Source organism: Aliiroseovarius crassostreae (genome assembly GCF_025137635.1).
Taxonomy (GTDB): domain Bacteria; phylum Pseudomonadota; class Alphaproteobacteria; order Rhodobacterales; family Rhodobacteraceae; genus Aliiroseovarius; species Aliiroseovarius crassostreae.
In genome coordinates this window covers 3,083,067-3,100,780 of the sequence record NZ_CP080772.1, presented here as the reverse complement: position 1 = coordinate 3,100,780, position 17,714 = coordinate 3,083,067, and the positions used below count along the sequence as shown (strand labels likewise).

Below are 17,714 nucleotides of genomic sequence, written 5' to 3'. Positions count from 1 at the left end.
CGCCGCGCCCACGCCCCATGAGGAGACAGAACATGACGAAATATGATGAAAACTGGGCCCGCCACGAAGAAGCGAAACGCGCCTATATGTCGGAACACAGCCTCTATCGCGAAGAGGACGAGCACAGCTCCTGTGGGGTTGGTCTTGTGGTGTCCACCAATGGCAAACCCTCGCGCCAGGTGGTTGAGGCCGGCATCAACGCCCTGAAAGCGATCTGGCACCGCGGTGCGGTGGACGCGGACGGCAAGACCGGGGATGGCGCCGGTATTCACGTGCAGATCCCGGTTCCGTTCTTTTACGACCAGATCAAACGCACCGGACACGAGCCGCGCCCCAACCAGCTGATGGCCGTGGGTCAGGTGTTCCTGCCACGCACCGATTTCGGCGCTCAGGAAGCCTGCCGGACCATCGTGGAAACCGAAATTCTGCGGATGGGCTATTACATCTATGGCTGGCGCCACGTGCCCGTCGACATCACCTGTCTTGGCGACAAGGCCAACGCCACCCGCCCCGAGATCGAACAGATCATGATCTCGAATTCGAAAGGTGTGGATGAGGAAACCTTTGAGCGTGAGCTTTACGTGATCCGCCGCCGGATCGAGAAAGCCGCAGCCAACGCGCATATTTCCGGGCTTTATATCGCGTCCCTGTCCTGCCGTTCGATCATCTACAAAGGCATGATGCTGGCCGAACAGGTGGCCGTGTTCTATCCGGACCTGATGGACGAGCGTTTCAAATCGTCTTTCGCCATCTATCACCAGCGTTATTCGACCAACACCTTCCCGCAATGGTGGCTGGCGCAGCCTTTCCGCATGCTCGCCCATAACGGCGAGATCAATACGCTCAAGGGCAACCTGAACTGGATGAAATCGCACGAGATCCGCATGGCCTCTTCGGCCTTCGGGGATCTGGCCGAAGACATCAAACCGATTGTGCCCGGCGGATCTTCTGACTCCGCTGCCCTTGACGCGGTGTTCGAAGTGCTGGTGCGCGCAGGCCGCTCCGCCCCGATGGCAAAAACCATGCTGGTGCCGGAAAGCTGGTCAAAACAGGCGATTGACCTGCCGGATGCGTGGAAAGACATGTATTCCTACTGCAACTCGGTGATGGAACCCTGGGATGGCCCCGCCGCCCTTGCCATGACCGATGGTCGCTGGGTCTGCGCCGGTCTTGACCGCAACGGGTTGCGCCCGATGCGTTACGTGGTGACCGGGGACGGGCTGCTGATCGCGGGCTCCGAGGCGGGCATGGTGCCCACCGATGAAGCCACCGTTGTGGAAAAAGGCGCGCTTGGTCCGGGGCAGTTGCTTGCTGTCGATATGAAAGAGGGCAAGCTCTACCACGACACGGAAATCAAGGACAAGCTGGCCGCCGCCCAACCCTTTGGCGACTGGGTCGGCAAGATCCACGACCTGGAAGAGAATCTAGCCGGTATCGAGGAAAAACCGCTGTTTTCCGGCGATGAGCTGCGCCGCCGTCAGGTGGCCGCCGGGTACACGCTGGAAGAGCTGGAACAGATCCTGGCGCCGATGGCCGAGGACGGCAAAGAGGCGCTGGCCTCGATGGGGGACGACACCCCCTCTGCGGTTCTGTCGACCCAATACCGCCCGCTGTCGCATTTCTTCCGTCAGAATTTCAGCCAGGTGACCAACCCGCCGATCGACAGCTTGCGCGAATTCCGCGTGATGTCGCTGAAGACCCGGTTCGGCAACCTCAAGAACGTGCTGGATGAAAACGGTGGCCAGACCGAGATCATCAGCCTGGAAAGCCCGTTTGTCGGCAATGAGCAGTTCATTGCCATGACCAAGGCTTTTGAAGCCCCGATGGTCGAGATCGACTGCACCTTCCCCGCCGGGGGCGGCAATGGCGCATTGCAAACCGCACTGAGCGAGATCCGCGCCAAGGCCGAAGAGGCAATCCAGTCTGGCGCCGGGCATCTGGTGCTGACCGATCAGGCACAGGGCGAAGACCGTATCGCGATGCCGATGATCCTTGCCACCTCGGCGGTGCACAGCTGGCTGGTGCGCAAAGGTCTGCGCACCTTCACCTCACTCAACGTGCGGTCCGCCGAATGCCTTGATCCGCATTACTTTGCGGTTCTGGTGGGCTCCGGTGCCACCACGGTCAACGCCTATCTGGCCGAAGACAGCCTTGCGGACCGTATTGAACGCGGATTGCTGGACTGTTCGCTGACCGAAGCGGTGAGCCGCTATCGCAATGCGATCGACCAGGGTCTGTTGAAGATCATGGCGAAAATGGGGATCTCGGTGATTTCCTCCTACCGTGGCGGTTTGAATTTCGAGGCCGTTGGCCTCTCGCGCGCCATGGTGGCCGAATATTTCCCCGGCATGATCAGCCGGATCTCGGGTATCGGGATCTCAGGCATTCAGAAAAAGCTCGAAGAAGTGCATGCCGCGGGCTTTGGCACGGGCAACATGGTTCTGCCGGTTGGCGGGTTTTACAAAGCCCGCAAATCGGGCGAGACCCACGCCTGGGAAGCCCAGTCGATGCACCTTCTGCAAAATGCCTGCGACCGCGCGTCCTATGCGATGTGGCAGCAGTATTCAAAACGCCTGCAATCCATGCCGCCGATCCACCTGCGTGACCTCTTGGCAATCAAGCCGCTGGGCAATCCGGTGCCGATCGAAGAAGTGGAAAGCATCACCGCGATCCGCAAACGTTTCGTCACCCCCGGCATGTCGCTGGGCGCGCTTAGCCCCGAAGCACACCGCACCCTGTCGATTGCCATGAACCGCATCGGCGCCAAGTCGGATTCGGGTGAAGGCGGCGAAAGCCCCGAGGATTTCACCCCGGAACCCAATGGCGACAACGCCTCCGCCAAGATCAAACAGGTGGCATCAGGCCGTTTTGGTGTGACCGCCGAATACCTGCTGCATTGTGAAGAGCTTGAGATCAAAGTGGCGCAGGGTGCAAAACCCGGCGAAGGTGGCCAGCTGCCCGGCATGAAGGTGACCGACCTGATTGCCAAACTGCGCCATTCGACCAAAGGCGTGACGCTGATTTCGCCGCCGCCGCACCACGATATCTACTCGATCGAGGATCTGGCGCAGCTCATTTACGACCTCAAGCAGATCAACCCGCGCTGTAAGGTGACGGTGAAACTGGTGGCATCAAGCGGTGTTGGCACGATTGCTGCCGGCGTGGCCAAGGCCGAAGCCGATATCATCCTGATTTCCGGCCACAATGGTGGCACCGGGGCCTCGCCTGCGACCTCGATCAAATTCGCCGGTCTGCCGTGGGAAATGGGCCTGACCGAAGCGCATCAGGTGCTTGCGATGAACAACCTGCGCGACCGGGTCACGCTGCGCACCGATGGGGGCCTGCGCACCGGACGTGACATTGTCATGGCGGCAATGATGGGCGCCGAGGAATATGGCATCGGCACCGCAGCCCTGATTGCGATGGGCTGTATCATGGTGCGCCAGTGCCAGTCGAACACCTGCCCGGTGGGCGTCTGCACCCAGGATGACGACCTGCGCGCCAAATTCTCCGGCTCGGCCGACAAGGTGGTGAACCTGATCACCTTCTACGCACAGGAAGTGCGCGAGATCCTCGCCTCGATCGGGGCGCGTTCGCTGGATGAGGTGATCGGTCGTGCCGACCTGCTCAGCCAGGTGTCGCGCGGGTCCGCGCACCTTGACGACCTCGACCTGAACCCGCTGCTTCTGACCGTGGATGGAGCAGACCGGATTTCCTATGACCGGGACCGTCCGCGCAACGCGGTGCCAGACACGCTGGACGCTGAAATCGTGCGCGACGCGGCCCGCTTCCTGGAAGATGGCGAGAAGATGCAGCTGAGCTATGCGGTGCAGAACACCCACCGCACCGTCGGCACCCGCACCTCGTCGCATATCGTGCAGAAGTTCGGCATGCGCAACAACTTGCAGCCCGATCACCTGACGGTGAAGCTGACGGGATCGGCCGGTCAGGCGCTGGGGGCCTTTGCAGCACCCGGCCTGAAGATTGAAGTGTCGGGGGATGCCAACGACTATGTGGGCAAGGGTCTGTCTGGTGGCACCGTTGTGGTGCGCCCGCCGATGGCCAGCCCATTGGTGGCGGCTGAGAACACGATCATCGGCAACACGGTGCTTTACGGCGCGACCGATGGGTATCTCTTTGCGGCGGGTCGCGCGGGTGAGCGTTTCGCCGTGCGCAACTCGGGCGCCAAGGTGGTGATCGAAGGCTGCGGGTCAAACGGTTGTGAATACATGACCGGCGGCATCGCGGTGATCCTCGGCTCGATCGGTTCGAACTTCGGCGCGGGGATGACCGGTGGCATGGCGTATCTCTATGATCCCGAGGGCAAGTCTGGCGACCTGATGAACATGGAAAGCCTGGTCACCTGCCCGGTCACCGTGGATCACTGGGAAGCTGAACTGAAATCTCTGGTCGAACGCCACGTCGCCGAGACCGGATCGGCCAAGGGCACCGAGATCCTGCGTCACTGGGATTTTGAAAAAGGCAACTTCCTGCAAGTTTGCCCGAAAGAAATGCTCGACAAGATCCCGGCACCGCTGTCGCTGGAAAGCGAAGCTGTTCCGGCAGAGTAAATCTTTAAAGCGTTTCGACTTATTGTCGGATCACGACAACAGATCTGAGACGCCCGCGCAAGCCGCGGGCGTTTTGCTTTTTTGCTCCGCGCATGGACCACGGGGGGAAAGATGTGGGGGCCGTGGCAAGAGGGAAACAAAGCAGGGGCTTTGCCCCTCGGCCTGACGGCCTCACCCCAAGATATTTTCGACCAGAAAATGAGAAGCGCGGGGCGGCCTGAACCATCCCCCCTGCCTTGCATCCTCCCGGAAGTTTAACACGAGGCAAGGGTTTTGCTGAGGCGCCAAAGATCATGGCCATTTTCAAGCCGCAAGGCCCAGTCCAACGGGATATGCTCCACCCCATGGGCGGCGCCCATCACCGCCCCAATCACAAGGGCGCGGCCGCAACTGTCGCCGCCTGCCAGAATATTCCGTCGAATGGCATCGGCAAAATCTTCTGCCTGGTGCAGAATATGAAAGGCCAGCGGCAGGCCCTGTATCAGGGCGCAGGCGCGGCCGGTGACTTCGCCATAAGCGACACTGTCATAGACATCAGTGGTCAGGGCCTGTCGAAGCGGGGCGCCGAAAGGGTCGGGGGCATGTGTGGCGGCCTCAGAAAGCACATGGTGTAAGTCCCCTCCGGCCTGCACCTCTCGCAAGATCCCGGCCACCAGAATACCGGCATCTCTGGCCAGCAGATTATCATGCGTGACCTGTTGCAGCGGCAGCCAGCGCGCCGCGCCCATATGGGCCATGACAATGGCGGGCACGAGGGCGGGCAGCTGGTCATCAGCACCACCTGGGGGCTGCACCCCGGAGGCGATATTTCCAAGAGCCTCCCGCGTGGGACGATCAATATAGCCAGAAAACGTCCCGCCAGGTCCAAACGCTCTGGCAAAAGCATCTGCATAGGTTTCGGCGCTGGGGGTTTCTGTCTGCAACAGATAGTGCATCAGCCCTGCAAACGCCGCACCGTAATGTGAAAGGGTCCCGGCCTCTTTCCCCTCATGGGCAAAGAACGAAGGCACATTTTCATAGTGATCGGGGTCGGGCGAGAGAAAGGCCACGTCATCATGGGCTGCGGCGATCTCTTCCAGCCGCGCGACATCATAAATCCAGTGCACCCCCATTGCGGCGGCATCTGCGGTAAGGGCTCCGAACAGCGTGGCGGAAATCAGTTTCGTCTGGGTCATGGCGCGTCCTCCGGTTGGAAATAGTGTGCGCCTGATGCCATGCTTTTTCCAGTCGGTCACAACAAGTTGACCCCCCCGCCCTGCTGTGGGAAAATTCAGCGTGGCAAAGAGCAAGACAAAACAACGCGCGCCCGGCAAAAAGGGCAAAACAGGCAAGGCCAAGGAAACGCCCGGCTTTCACCCGATCCGCTTTGCGCGTCGGTGGGGGCGGCGTGTGGCCCTGGGTGTCCTTGCGGTGATTGCGCTGGCTGTGGGCAGTTACGCCATTCTGAACCCACCCACGACCCCCTACATGATTTCGGAAAAGATGCGGCTGGGATGGCTGGACCAGCAATGGGTGTCGATGGACGAGATTGCCCCGGTCATGGCGCGCTCGGTCGTGGCAGCGGAAGATGCGAATTATTGCGCCCATTGGGGGTTTGACATGCGCGCCATCCGGGCGGCGATTGGCGACGGCGGCAACCGCGGGGCCTCGACAATCTCGCAACAGGTGGTGAAAAATACCTATCTGTGGCAGGGGCGATCATGGCCACGCAAGGTGCTGGAGGCGGTGCTGACACCTTTGGTAGAGCTGGTCTGGACCAAACGGCGCATTCTTGAGGTCTATCTGAACGTGGTCGAATTCGATGAAGGTGTTTTTGGCGTGGAGGCCGCAAGCCGCCACTATTTTGGTGTCGGTCCCGATCAGTTGACGGCCACGCAAGCAGCCCGTCTGGCGGCAGTCCTGCCCAATCCAAAGAAACGTTCCGCCGCAAGACCCTCAACCGCGCTTCGCAAACGAGCAGCCCGTATCGTGGATGGGGCTGCCACGATCCGCCGGGATGGGCGGGCGGAATGTTTCGAGGATTGATCCCCCGCGCCAAAGCGGGCAGAACGGGGAAAACCCCCTTGCCACTGGAACACGACCCAACATGATCCGACTTTTCCACGTCCCCCTGTCCCCGTTTTGCCGCAAAGTGCGCCTGTCGCTGGCGGAAAAGAAACTTGAGGTCGAACTGGTAGAAGAGAAGTATTGGGAGAAGTCCACCGACTTCCTGCGCCGCAACCCCGCAGGCAAGGTGCCGGTTTTGAAAATCGACGGCAAGATCCTGACCGAAAGTGCCGCGATCTGCGAATATCTTGAAGAGCTGCATCCGACACCTCCCCTGATGCCATCTGATGTGGATGGCCGTTACGAGGTGCGCCGCCTGGTCAGCTGGTTTGACGACAAGTTCCACAACGAGGTGACGTCGAACCTGCTTTACGAACGGGTGAACAAGAAGGTGACGGGATCGGGTTATCCGGAAAGTGCGCGGGTGAAAGCGGGCGCAAAGGCGATCAAATACCATCTGGATTATCTGGGCTGGCTGCTGGATCAGCGCCGCTGGTTGGCAGGCAACAGCATGACGCTGGCGGATTTTGCCGCGGCGGCGCATCTGTCGGCGCTGGACTACATCTCGGATGTGGATTGGAACCGGAATGACAATGTGCGCGAATGGTATGCCAAGATCAAATCGCGCCCTGCCTTCCGGTCGATCCTCGCCGATCAGGTGCCCGGCTTTCCGCCCCCGGCCCATTATGCGGACCTGGATTTTTGACGGCTTCCCCCGACGATCCGGCCAACTTGAAGGCGCGCATTGAGGCAAAGGCCCGCGATGAGGGCTTTGCCGCCTTTGGGGTCTGCCGCCCTGATGCCACACCGGACACCGCGGCGCGTCTGGCCCAATATGTGGCCAAGGGGCGGCATGGTGATATGGGGTGGATGGAAGAGCGGATGCACTGGCGCGGATCTGCCGCTGCACTGTGGCCCGAGGCGCGTTCGGTCATCATGCTGGCCGAACCTTACACACCGGAACATGATCCACGTGACGTGCTGAACATGCCCGACAAGGGCGCCATTTCCGTCTATGCGCAAAACCGCGACTATCATGACATCGTGAAGAAACGACTGAAACGGGTCGGGCGCTGGATGGTGGAGCAGTTCGGCTGTGAAATCAAAGTATTCGTCGACACGGCCCCGGTGATGGAAAAACCCCTGGCCGCTGCGGCGGGCTTAGGGTGGCAGGGAAAACATTCAAACCTTTTGTCCCGCGAGCTGGGCAATTGGTTCTTTCTGGGGGCTATTTTCACCACGCTGGAACTGCCGCCCGATCCGCCGGGCACAGAGAATTGCGGGTCCTGCCGGGCCTGTCTGGATGCCTGCCCGACCGATGCGTTTCCCGCCCCGTTTCAGGTCGATGCACGGCGCTGCATCTCGTATCTGACCATCGAGCATAAAGGCCCGGTGGCGGAAGAGCTGCGCGGCAAGCTGGGCAATCATATCTATGGGTGCGACGATTGTCTGGCCGCCTGCCCGTGGAACAAGTTTGCGGTGGAGGCGCAGGAACTGCGCTATGCGGCGCGGGCGGACTTGCTGGCCCCGGACCTTGCAGAACTGGCACTGCTGGATGATGCGGCGTTTCGCACCAAGTTTTCCGGCAGCCCGATCAAACGGGTGGGCTGGGGGCGTTTCATGCGCAACGTGCTGTATGCCATTGGCAATTCCGGACGCGCTGATCTTCAATCCTCAGCAAAACGACATATTGGCTCTGAGGATCCCTGCATACGGGATGCGGCGCAGTGGGCCCTGAATATGTTAACAAAAACAAGCCACTAAGGGGGAATTTCCCTATTTAGAATTGATCTAAATCAAAGCGGATTTAGAATTGTTATTAGAACTATTCCAATTATAGGAGGTTCCCATGACACGTTTCTCAATCCCGTTTTTCCTGACAACCGCGCTGACCCTGCCTGTTCTGGCCCTGCCCGCAATGGCACAGACAGACCTGCGCGCGACCGCTCTGGACACGTTCAAACCACTGCCCTCAACCGTTCCGGCCGTTGCAGACAACCCCAGCACCGAAGAAAAAGTCGAGCTGGGCAAAATGCTCTATTTCGACCCGCGCCTCTCAGCATCGGGCGTGTTCAGCTGTTATTCCTGCCACAATCTTGCAACCGGAGGGGATGACAATCTTGAAACCTCGATCGGCCATGGCTGGCAAAAAGGCCCGCGCAATGCGCCCACCGTTCTGAACTCGGTTCTGAATGCAGCCCAGTTCTGGGATGGCCGCGCAGAAGATCTTGCCGCACAGGCCAAAGGCCCGATTCAGGCCGGTGTTGAGATGGCCAATACGCCGGACAATGTGGTGGCCACACTGAACTCGATGCCCGACTACGTAAATCGCTTCAATGCCAGCTTTGAGGATGGGGTGAGCTTTGACAATATGGCCAAGGCGATAGAGGTCTATGAGGCCACTTTGCTGACCCCGGCCCCGTTTGACGCCTGGCTGAACGGAGATGACGCCGCCCTGAACAGCGACCAGCTTGCCGGGTTGGAACTGTTCATGGATAAGGGCTGCTCCTCCTGCCATTCCGGCGTGAATGTGGGGGGCCATGGCTACTACCCGTTCGGCCTGATCGAAAAACCGGGCTCCGAAGTGCTGCCAGAAGGGGATAAGGGGCGCTTTGCGGTGACCGAAACAGCCGATGACGAATATGTCTTCCGCGCGTCCCCCTTGCGCAACATTGCGCTGACGGCCCCTTATTTCCATTCCGGCAAGGTCTGGGATCTGGAGGTGGCCGTGCAGATCATGGCGGAAAGCCAGCTGGGCGAAGAGTTGTCAGATACGGAAGTGGATCAGATCGTGGCCTTCCTCGACAGCCTGACCGGCGCTTTGCCACCACAGGTCGCCCCGGTCCTGCCGGCTGAAACCAAGGCCACGCCACGCCCAACAGCCGAGATCCTGCCCGGGGCAAACTGAGCCCCGGCGACCTTGTGTCCCGGACGGGCCGGCCCCCTAAGGCCGGCCCTTTCTCAGGAGTTTTTTCCCATCCGGTAGGCGGCGGTCACGCTGCGCACTGCGTGGGGGGTCTCTGACAGGCGCATCGGCCCGAACTCGGACGCCCCCACACGATAGGTGACGCGGATATGCTCCGAGCGAGGCCGCTTGCGAATAACGACATGGGCATCAATTCCCTTGGACAGAAACGCGGAGCGCAGCATGGATTTCACCTGATCCTGCGACAGACCCGAACGGGCAAACTCCCCCCACGACACCTCAACCACAATGTCCCCCGAACGCACAAAGTAGGAGCGCATCCTGTCAAAGGACGCCGCCAGCGGGCGCAGAGAGGGATCCCCGGTTGCCGCGTAATAGGTCAACATCGACACTGTGGGCGTCACCACGACGGCAATCACGGCGAAGAGATACTGGAGTTTGGTATACATTCTAAATCCGACCCAATTATTTTTTGACAGGGACATTCATACGGTAGGCCGCAACCGCAGCATTGATGCCTTTGACCGCCTGAGCGGCAGGCAGGGGGCCAATGGTGGAGGGCCCGATCCGATAGGTGATTACGCTGCCATTCTCCGATACGCCGGGGCGGATCGTGACCTGCAACCCCTTGGCCCAGAACCCGTCTTTCACGGCTTTCCGGAACGCGGCGGGATTGGGAATGCTCGGATCATCAGGATCAAGTTGCAGATCCGCATAGATGATCAATCCCTCTCCCTCCTCATCCTGCACCGCCTCTTTCGTGATGCCGAGCGGCCGCATCATCGGATCCCCGGACAGACGGTGCCAGAGCAGGGATAGAAAGGTTGGCAATGCAAGGGCGAGTATCAAAACCGCCAGCACCCTGATCTTTGCCATATTGGTCATCGCCATCACATGTCGCCCTTATCCCGGCAAACCGAAGCCGATCAGCAGGATAGCCCTATCCTGTTCAAAATTGGTTAAGGGCCCAGAAGGCATGAAAAAACCCGACGCAATCTGCGCCGGGTTCCTTGCATTCACCTATAAGCTTGCGATCAGCTGCGCACGAGCTTTTCGTAATCTTCTGCGATCTCACGGGTCAGTGCGCCCACCTCAAACGTATACTCCCCGATCTGACCAACGGGGGTCACTTCGGCGGCAGACCCGGTCAGCCAGCATTGTTCAAACTCAGCCAGCTCTTCGGGCATGATGTGGCGTTCATGCACGGTGATGCCTTTTTCCTTCAGCATGCCGATCACGGTCTGGCGGGTCAGGCCGTTCAGGATGGCATCCGGGATCGGCGTGTGCACTTCGCCGTCTTTCACAAAGAACACGTTCGCGCCGGTCGCTTCGGCCACGTAACCGCGATAATCCATGAAAAGCGCGTCCGAGCAGCCTTTGGCTTCGGCTGCATGTTTTGACATGGTGCAGATCATGTAAAGGCCCGCGGCCTTGGCTGCGGTCGGGATGGTTTCCGGGCTCGGGCGTTTCCACTTGGCGATATCAAGCTTGGCGCCCTTCATCTTGGCGTCCCCGTAATAGTCCCCCCAGGCCCAGGCGGCGACCGCCATGCGCACCGGATTGCGGGCAGAGCTGACACCCATATCCTCGCCAGCGCCACGCCAGGCCACCACGCGGATATAGGCATTGGTGAGGTTGTTGGCCTCAACCACCGCCTGTTTGGCGGCCTCGATCTCATCAACAGTGTAGGGGATGGGCATGTCCATCATCTCACCGGACTTCAACAGCCGTTCGGAATGTTTGCGCGACAGGAAGATCTTGCCGTCATAAAGGCGCTCGCCCTCAAACACCGAGCTTGCATAGTGAAGTGCATGGGTCAGGATGTGGACATTTGCGTCGCGCCAGTCGATCAGCTGGCCATCCATCCAGATTTTGCCGTCGCGGTCGTCATATCCGCTCATGTTCCGTTCCTTTGTCTTATGGGGCTGGCAAACAGGCCACCCCCTGTCAGTTTTTCGATTATTGCGCAGGTTAAGTCCGCTTCGGACATAATATTGCGCAAAAACTGGACATCGCTAACAATTGATTCTTGGAAAGTCAACAACACTGACATAAAATCCAAAACTGTAACAAATTTCGTGAACCCCAACCCGCAACAGGCGGAGAAAGGGATCTTGCCATGAGAGAAAGTCGACCGGCCCCCGCGCCCGGCGGGCAATCCCTGCTGTTTCTCACCGATGAACAGCTGCGCAAAGGGATCGAGGCGATGTTCTTTGCCTATCGTGGGTTTACGGCAGATCCTGATCGTATCCTCGAGGAAAAGACCTATGGGCGCGCGCATCACCGGGCGATCCATTTCATTTCCCGCAGCCCCGGCACCACGGTAAACAACCTTCTTTCGATCCTTGGCGTGACCAAACAATCGCTCAATCGCGTGCTGAGAACCCTGATCGAAGATGGGTTGGTGGAAAGCCGGGTGGGCACACGGGACAAGCGCGAACGCCACCTGTTTCTGACCCAAGCCGGGGAGGAGCTGGAGCGGGAATTGTCTGATGCCCAGCGCGACCGGATGCGGGCGGCCTATCGCGAAGCCGGCCCCGAGGCCGTGCAGGGATTTCGGACTGTTCTGGAGGCCATGATGGATCCCGAATTGCGCCGCCACTTTAATCGGTTGAAGGAGGTTCAGAATGGCTGATCTGGCGGATGCCCACCTGCTGATCATCGACGACGATGAACGGATCCGCACTTTGTTGCGCAAATTCCTGGTTCGAAACGGGTTCTGGGTGTCCGCCGCGCGCGATGCACAGCACGCCCGCAAAATCCTGTCCGGGCTGGATTTCGACCTGATCGTCTGTGACGTGATGATGCCGGGAGAAGATGGGATTTCCCTGACCCGCAGTCTGCGCGCGGACATGACCACCCCGATCCTGTTGCTGACCGCCAAGGGCGAAACCGACGACCGGATCCGGGGGCTGGAGGCCGGGGCGGACGACTATCTGGCTAAGCCGTTTGAACCGAAAGAGCTTTTGCTGCGGATCAACGCGATCCTGCGCCGGATGCCCGCGGCAGAGGAGGTTGCACCGACTTCGCTTGGGCTGGGCGGGCTGCGGTATGACATCGAACGTGGCGAGCTGTGGGAAGGTGAAGAGCTGATCCGCCTGACGGCCACGGAAAACCAGTTGATGAAGATCTTTTCAGCCCAACCGGGAGAGCCGGTCTCGCGTGGGGATCTGGTGGTGAAACTGGGGCGGGATGAAGGGCAGGCACAGGAACGCGCGGTGGATGTGCAGATCACCCGCTTGCGCCGCAAGCTGGAAGCGGACCCGAAACAGCCACGCTACCTTCAGACCGTGCGCGGCGCGGGCTATATGCTGGCGCCAGACTGACCCGAGAGGCTGGGGGTTTTGCACCCCCAGACCCCCGCCCAGACCCCCGCAAGGTATTTAGAGCAAGAAAAAAGCGGGATCAGTTGTAACGCTCTGCACATTCGGTGGGCATCTCCGCGGGCCAGTCTGCAATCGGCACCGCTTTGGTTGTCACGCGAATGGCCGTGGGGTTTTCGTCCTGGCCAAGATGGATCATTCCCTTTCCGGTCAGCAGGTTCAGATCACAAAACCCGATATCGTCGAGGTTCAATGTGTCACGCCAGAAAAAGGAATAGCCAGCCACCCGCATCTGCCCATTTCGAAACGCAAGCGTCAATGTCTGTTCCCATCGATTGCGACCGATTGAACTGTTTTGGGAGATGACCTCCAGCGACCCCGCCGGGGTGATATCCAGCCATGGTTCCTGCCCGATCCCACCGATCCAGACCAGATTTGGCCGGACAACCGGTGGGCCATTGCTAAGGGTCAGGTGAAGTGTCCCTTCACCCATTTCAGGCTCGGTGATCTCGGCACTGTCAGCCACGCCATCTCCGGTGAAATCCCCCTTGATATGGAGCGGAAACGGATCTTCGGCAAAGGCGGGGGTGGCAACCAGAAGCAATGGGAAAAGAACACGCATGAAAATCTCCTTGAGAATGCGGGACGCTTTAAAAGCGTTTCGACGTCAACCTGAGGTGGGAAAGCGTCGAAAGAGATATCAATGTCATGGGCATTTCGAAACAAACATGTGTTTCCAGTTTAGCCCAAAACGCATTAGCGTCTTATTATGACAACAGTTTTCTACACCCACCCCCGATGCCATGATCATGTCACGCCCCCCGGCCATCCGGAGCAGGTGGCGCGACTTGCGGCAATTGAGAGCGCCCTGTCGGCCCCGCAATATGACATGCTTGACCGGCGCGACGCCCCGATGGCGACACCAGACATGGTCGAGCTGTGTCACCCGCGCGCGCATTATGAGCGGATCGCGGCGGCGGAACCGCAGGAGGGGTGGGCGCAGCTTGACGGCGATACCTTTCTGGCCCCCGGCTCGCTGGAGGCAGCAATGCGCGCGATTGGTGGCAATCTGGCGGCGGTTGATGCGGTGATCGGGGGAGAGGCTCAAAACGCCTTTGTTGCCTGCCGCCCGCCCGGCCACCACGCAGAAACCGAAACACCGATGGGGTTCTGCCTGTTCTCGACCATCGGCATCGCAGCGCGCTATGCGGCGGACACACACGGGCTTTCACGTATCGCCGTTCTGGATTTCGACGTGCATCACGGCAATGGCACACAGGATGTCCTGTGGAACGAAGACCGGGTGCTGTTCGTATCCAGCCACCAGATGCCGCTTTACCCCGGATCCGGGGGCCGCAACGAACAGGGGGCGCACGGCCAGATCCTGAACAAGCCACTTGAAAGCGGGTCCGGCGGCGTGAAAATGCGCGCCACATGGGACCGGGTGATCGACACCGCCCTTCGCCGTTATCAGCCCGAGCTGATCCTTGTCTCAGCGGGGTTTGACGCCCACCGGGCCGATCCGCTGGCCGGGCTGAACTGGTCCACTGATGACTTTGCCTGGCTTGCGCGCCGGATCTGCGATCTGGCGGATGAAACCTGCGCGGGCCGGGTGGTGTCTTCGCTGGAAGGGGGCTATGATCTCGACGCGCTGGGTGAAAGTGTCAGCGCCTATATTGACGTGATGATGGAGCGCGGCAGATGAGCGACACCTCGGGAATGAAACCTGTGGCAGAGATGAGTTTCGAAGAAGCGATGCGCGAGCTGGAAGGCGTGGTCAGCCAGCTTGAACGCGGGGATGTGGCGCTGGACGCCTCCATCGCGCTTTATGAACGCGGGGCTGAGCTGAAGGCGCGTTGCGAAACCAAGCTCAAGGAAGCCGAAGAAAAAGTGGCCGCGATCACGCTGGATGCCAATGGTGCCCCTGCCGGGCTGACCCCGGTTGAAGGGGCGTAAATGTTTCTCTTCCGTCTAGAGGCCACGTCGCGGGCCGCGCGGAGCTGTCTGCATGGCGAGATCAGCAACAAGGGCGCACTGGCCGAGCCGATGAAATACGCCACCGGTGGCGGCAAAGGGTTGCGCGGTTTTCTGGTGATGGAAAGCGCCCATCTGCATGGGGTGCCGGATGACCGTTCGGTCTGGGCGGCCGCCGCGATCGAGGCGGTGCATGCCTATTCTCTGGTCCATGATGACATGCCCTGCATGGATGATGATGATCTGCGCCGGGGCCTTCCCACAGTGCACAGGAAATGGGACGAAGCGACGGCGGTTCTGGTGGGCGACGCGCTTCAGACCCTCGCGTTTGAGCTTTTGACCCATGGGGCCGTCGCAGGCGACAATGGCGATGCGCGCATTCCGCTGATCCGCTCGCTCTCGGTTGCCGCCGGACAATTGGGGATGGTGCATGGTCAGGCGCTGGATATTGCGGCGGAAACCGCTCCGACGCCGCTCACGCTGGATGAAATCACCCATCTGCAGGCCGGAAAAACAGGGGCGCTTATTTGCTGGTCCGCCGAGGCAGGGGCCATTTTGGCAGGGGCCGACACCAAGCCAATGACCGACTACGCCACCGCCTTGGGTTTGGCCTTTCAGATATGGGACGATGTGCTGGATGTCGAAGGCTGCGCTAGCGCCGTCGGCAAGGCCGTGGGCAAGGACGCGGATGCGGGCAAGGCCACGTTTGTGTCCCTTCTCGGGCTTGAGGCGGCAAAGACCCGCGCAACCTCGCTTGTCAACGATGCCTGTGACGCGCTGTCACCCTATGGTGACAAGGCGGATACCTTGCGAGAAGCCGCCCGTTTCGTTATCCAACGCGACAGGTAGGCAACCCGCCGCTCGAATTTACACGCAAGGCCCAAGGCAGCACCATGACCCAGCGCCCGCAGACCCCGATCCTCGACCGCATCGCGCGGCCCGCCGACATGAAATCCCTGTCGGATCGCGAGCTGCGCCAACTGGCGGACGAGGTGCGGGCGGAAACCATTTCCGCGGTCTCGGAAACCGGGGGGCATCTGGGGGCCGGTCTGGGGGTGGTTGAACTCTCCGTAGCGCTGCATGCGGTCTTTGATACGCCCCGTGACCGGCTGATCTGGGATGTGGGGCATCAATGTTACCCGCACAAGATCCTGACCGGACGGCGCGACCGGATCCGCACCTTGCGCAGCGAAGGCGGTTTGTCTGGCTTTACCAAACGGTCGGAAAGCCCGTTTGACCCGTTTGGCGCCGGGCACAGCTCTACCTCGATCTCTGCCGCACTCGGTTTTGCGGTGGCCCGTGATCTGGGGGGAGCTCCTGAACACGGGATCGGTGACGCAATTGCGGTGATCGGTGACGGGTCGATGTCGGCCGGCATGGCGTTTGAGGCGATGAACAATGCGGGTCATCTGGACCGGCGCATGTTCGTGATTCTCAACGACAATGAAATGTCGATTGCCCCGCCGGTGGGCGCGCTGTCCTCCTACCTCTCACGCCTTTACGCCGGGGAGCCGTTCCAGGAGCTGCGCGCCGCCGCCAAAGGTGCCGTGAGCCTGCTGCCCGAACCCTTCCAGGAAGGGGCACGTCGCGCCAAGGAAATGGTCAAGACCATGACCGTGGGCGGCACCCTGTTTGAAGAGCTGGGCTTTTCCTATGTCGGTCCAATTGATGGCCATGACATGGACAGCCTGCTGTCGATCCTGCGCACCGTGCATGACCGCGCCACCGGGCCGATGCTGATCCATGTGATCACCAAGAAGGGCAAGGGCTATGGTCCCGCCGAAAACGCCCGCGACCGGGGACATGCCACCGCCAAGTTTGACGTGCCCACCGGCAAACAGCACAAGGCGCCTTCAAATGCGCCCAGCTACACTTCGGTTTTTGGCAAGGCGCTGGTGGATCTCGCAGGAGAGGACGACAAGGTCTGCGCCGTGACCGCCGCAATGCCGGATGGGACCGGGCTCAACCTGATGGCCGAGCGCTACCCCTCGCGCACATTTGACGTGGGCATTGCCGAACAGCATGGGGTCACCTTTGCAGCCGCGCTTGCGGCGGGCGGGTTGAAACCGTTCTGCGCAATGTATTCCACCTTCCTGCAACGCGGTTATGACCAGGTCGTGCATGATGTGGCGGTGCAACGCCTGCCTGTGCGCTTTGCCATCGACCGCGCCGGCCTGGTGGGCGCCGATGGGGCCACCCATGCCGGCAGCTTCGACATCGCCTTCATGGCCAACCTGCCCGACATGGTGGTGATGGCCGCCGCCGACGAGGCCGAGCTGATGCACATGGTCGCCACAGCCCATGCCATCAACGACCGCCCCTCCGCATTCCGCTATCCGCGGGGCGAAGGTGTGGGGGTGGAAATGCCCGAGAAAGGTGAGGTGCTGGAAATCGGGAAAGGCCGGTTGATCCAACAAGGCGCCCGCGTGGCGCTCCTGTCCTTTGGAACCCGGCTGGAAGAGGTGCGCAAAGCCGCCGAATCCCTGTCCGCCAAAGGCATCACCCCCACCATCGCGGATGCACGTTTTGCCAAACCGCTGGACCATGATCTGATCTTGCAACTGGCAACCGATCACGAGGCGCTGATCACCATCGAAGAAGGGGCCGTGGGCGGTTTTGGCAGCCATGTGGCCCAGCTTCTCGCCGAAGAAGGGGTCTTTGACACCGGCCTCAAATTCCGGTCCATGGTGCTGCCCGACACGTTCATCGACCACGCCTCCCCGGCCCGCATGTATGAAGAAGCAGGCCTGTCTGCGCAGAATATCGAAGCCAAAGTGCTTGACGTGCTGGGCATCGCGCGGATCGACGCAAAACGCGCGTAACTCCCCACAAAACTCCATTGGCACCCCCATTGGCCAGACAGCCCTGAATGGG

General features: G+C 60.4%; 16 protein-coding genes. 11 read left to right on the top strand and 5 right to left on the bottom strand.

Features of this window, described 5'->3' with window-relative positions; all coding sequences use genetic code 11:
- Positions 1–32: 32 nt before the first annotated feature.
- Positions 33–4,571 carry a glutamate synthase large subunit gene (gene gltB, locus K3J57_RS14850; protein ID WP_259796519.1) on the top strand — a complete coding sequence of 1,513 codons (4,539 nt, stop codon included), beginning with the start codon at positions 33–35 and terminating at the stop codon, positions 4,569–4,571.
- A 254-nt stretch (positions 4,572–4,825) separates the two neighbouring features.
- Here the strand turns inward: gltB and K3J57_RS14845 are convergent, their stop codons facing one another.
- On the bottom strand, positions 4,826–5,746 hold the full coding sequence (locus tag K3J57_RS14845) for an ADP-ribosylglycohydrolase family protein (RefSeq protein ID WP_259796517.1): 921 nt from the start codon (positions 5,744–5,746) through the stop codon (positions 4,826–4,828).
- Between the two features lie 100 nt (positions 5,747–5,846).
- On the opposite strand from K3J57_RS14845, the gene mtgA reads away from it, so the two are divergent.
- The 4 genes from mtgA (at position 5,847) to K3J57_RS14825 (ending at position 9,525) form a co-directional block, all read left to right on the top strand.
- Positions 5,847–6,596, top strand: coding sequence for a monofunctional biosynthetic peptidoglycan transglycosylase (mtgA, locus tag K3J57_RS14840; protein WP_375542773.1), 750 nt, complete (start codon positions 5,847–5,849; stop codon positions 6,594–6,596).
- Between the two features lie 61 nt (positions 6,597–6,657).
- Positions 6,658–7,323: an FtsZ-binding protein FzlA gene (gene fzlA, locus K3J57_RS14835; protein WP_259776275.1), complete on the top strand. Its 666-nt coding sequence runs from the start codon at positions 6,658–6,660 to the stop codon at positions 7,321–7,323.
- Positions 7,320–8,381 (top strand): tRNA epoxyqueuosine(34) reductase QueG, encoded by a 1,062-nt coding sequence (queG, locus tag K3J57_RS14830; protein ID WP_259796515.1) that lies wholly within the window; start codon positions 7,320–7,322, stop codon positions 8,379–8,381. Before fzlA ends, queG begins: the two co-directional genes overlap by 4 nt.
- 85 nt (positions 8,382–8,466) lie before the next feature.
- Positions 8,467–9,525 (top strand): cytochrome-c peroxidase, encoded by a 1,059-nt coding sequence (locus K3J57_RS14825; RefSeq protein WP_375542811.1) that lies wholly within the window; start codon positions 8,467–8,469, stop codon positions 9,523–9,525.
- A 53-nt stretch (positions 9,526–9,578) separates the two neighbouring features.
- On the opposite strand, the gene K3J57_RS14820 is transcribed toward K3J57_RS14825, so the two are convergent.
- From K3J57_RS14820 to K3J57_RS14810, 3 genes are all read right to left on the bottom strand, one after another.
- Complete coding sequence (locus K3J57_RS14820) at positions 9,579–9,992, bottom strand: hypothetical protein (protein WP_259778455.1); 414 nt, start codon at positions 9,990–9,992, stop codon at positions 9,579–9,581.
- A 16-nt stretch (positions 9,993–10,008) separates the two neighbouring features.
- Positions 10,009–10,434 carry a hypothetical protein gene (locus K3J57_RS14815; RefSeq protein WP_259773605.1) on the bottom strand — a complete coding sequence of 142 codons (426 nt, stop codon included), beginning with the start codon at positions 10,432–10,434 and terminating at the stop codon, positions 10,009–10,011.
- A 143-nt stretch (positions 10,435–10,577) separates the two neighbouring features.
- Positions 10,578–11,444, bottom strand: coding sequence for a branched-chain amino acid aminotransferase (locus K3J57_RS14810; protein ID WP_173486095.1), 867 nt, complete (start codon positions 11,442–11,444; stop codon positions 10,578–10,580).
- A gap of 218 nt (positions 11,445–11,662) precedes the next feature.
- Between K3J57_RS14810 and K3J57_RS14805 the strand changes: the two genes are divergently transcribed.
- Entirely contained in the window at positions 11,663–12,178 is a 516-nt protein-coding gene (locus K3J57_RS14805) for a MarR family winged helix-turn-helix transcriptional regulator (RefSeq protein WP_259796513.1), read from the top strand.
- Positions 12,171–12,869: a response regulator gene (locus K3J57_RS14800; RefSeq protein ID WP_259773604.1), complete on the top strand. Its 699-nt coding sequence runs from the start codon at positions 12,171–12,173 to the stop codon at positions 12,867–12,869. Before K3J57_RS14805 ends, K3J57_RS14800 begins: the two co-directional genes overlap by 8 nt.
- Before the next feature lie 79 nt (positions 12,870–12,948).
- Here K3J57_RS14800 and K3J57_RS14795 read toward each other — a convergent pair whose 3' ends face one another.
- The gene (locus K3J57_RS14795) at positions 12,949–13,488 is read right to left on the bottom strand and encodes a hypothetical protein (protein WP_259796511.1); all 540 of its coding nucleotides are present in this window, start codon (positions 13,486–13,488) and stop codon (positions 12,949–12,951) included.
- 147 nt (positions 13,489–13,635) lie between these two features.
- On the opposite strand from K3J57_RS14795, the gene K3J57_RS14790 reads away from it, so the two are divergent.
- The 4 genes from K3J57_RS14790 to dxs are packed head-to-tail and all read left to right on the top strand — an operon-like array spanning position 13,636 to position 17,662.
- Positions 13,636–14,571: a histone deacetylase family protein gene (locus K3J57_RS14790; protein WP_259778453.1), complete on the top strand. Its 936-nt coding sequence runs from the start codon at positions 13,636–13,638 to the stop codon at positions 14,569–14,571.
- The gene (locus K3J57_RS14785) at positions 14,568–14,822 is read left to right on the top strand and encodes an exodeoxyribonuclease VII small subunit (protein WP_055187282.1); all 255 of its coding nucleotides are present in this window, start codon (positions 14,568–14,570) and stop codon (positions 14,820–14,822) included. Before K3J57_RS14790 ends, K3J57_RS14785 begins: the two co-directional genes overlap by 4 nt.
- Positions 14,823–15,689: a polyprenyl synthetase family protein gene (locus K3J57_RS14780; protein ID WP_259796509.1), complete on the top strand. Its 867-nt coding sequence runs from the start codon at positions 14,823–14,825 to the stop codon at positions 15,687–15,689.
- 44 nt (positions 15,690–15,733) lie between these two features.
- A complete protein-coding gene (gene dxs, locus K3J57_RS14775) occupies positions 15,734–17,662 on the top strand; it encodes a 1-deoxy-D-xylulose-5-phosphate synthase (protein WP_259796507.1) in 1,929 nt (642 codons plus the stop codon).
- Positions 17,663–17,714 lie beyond the last annotated feature (52 nt).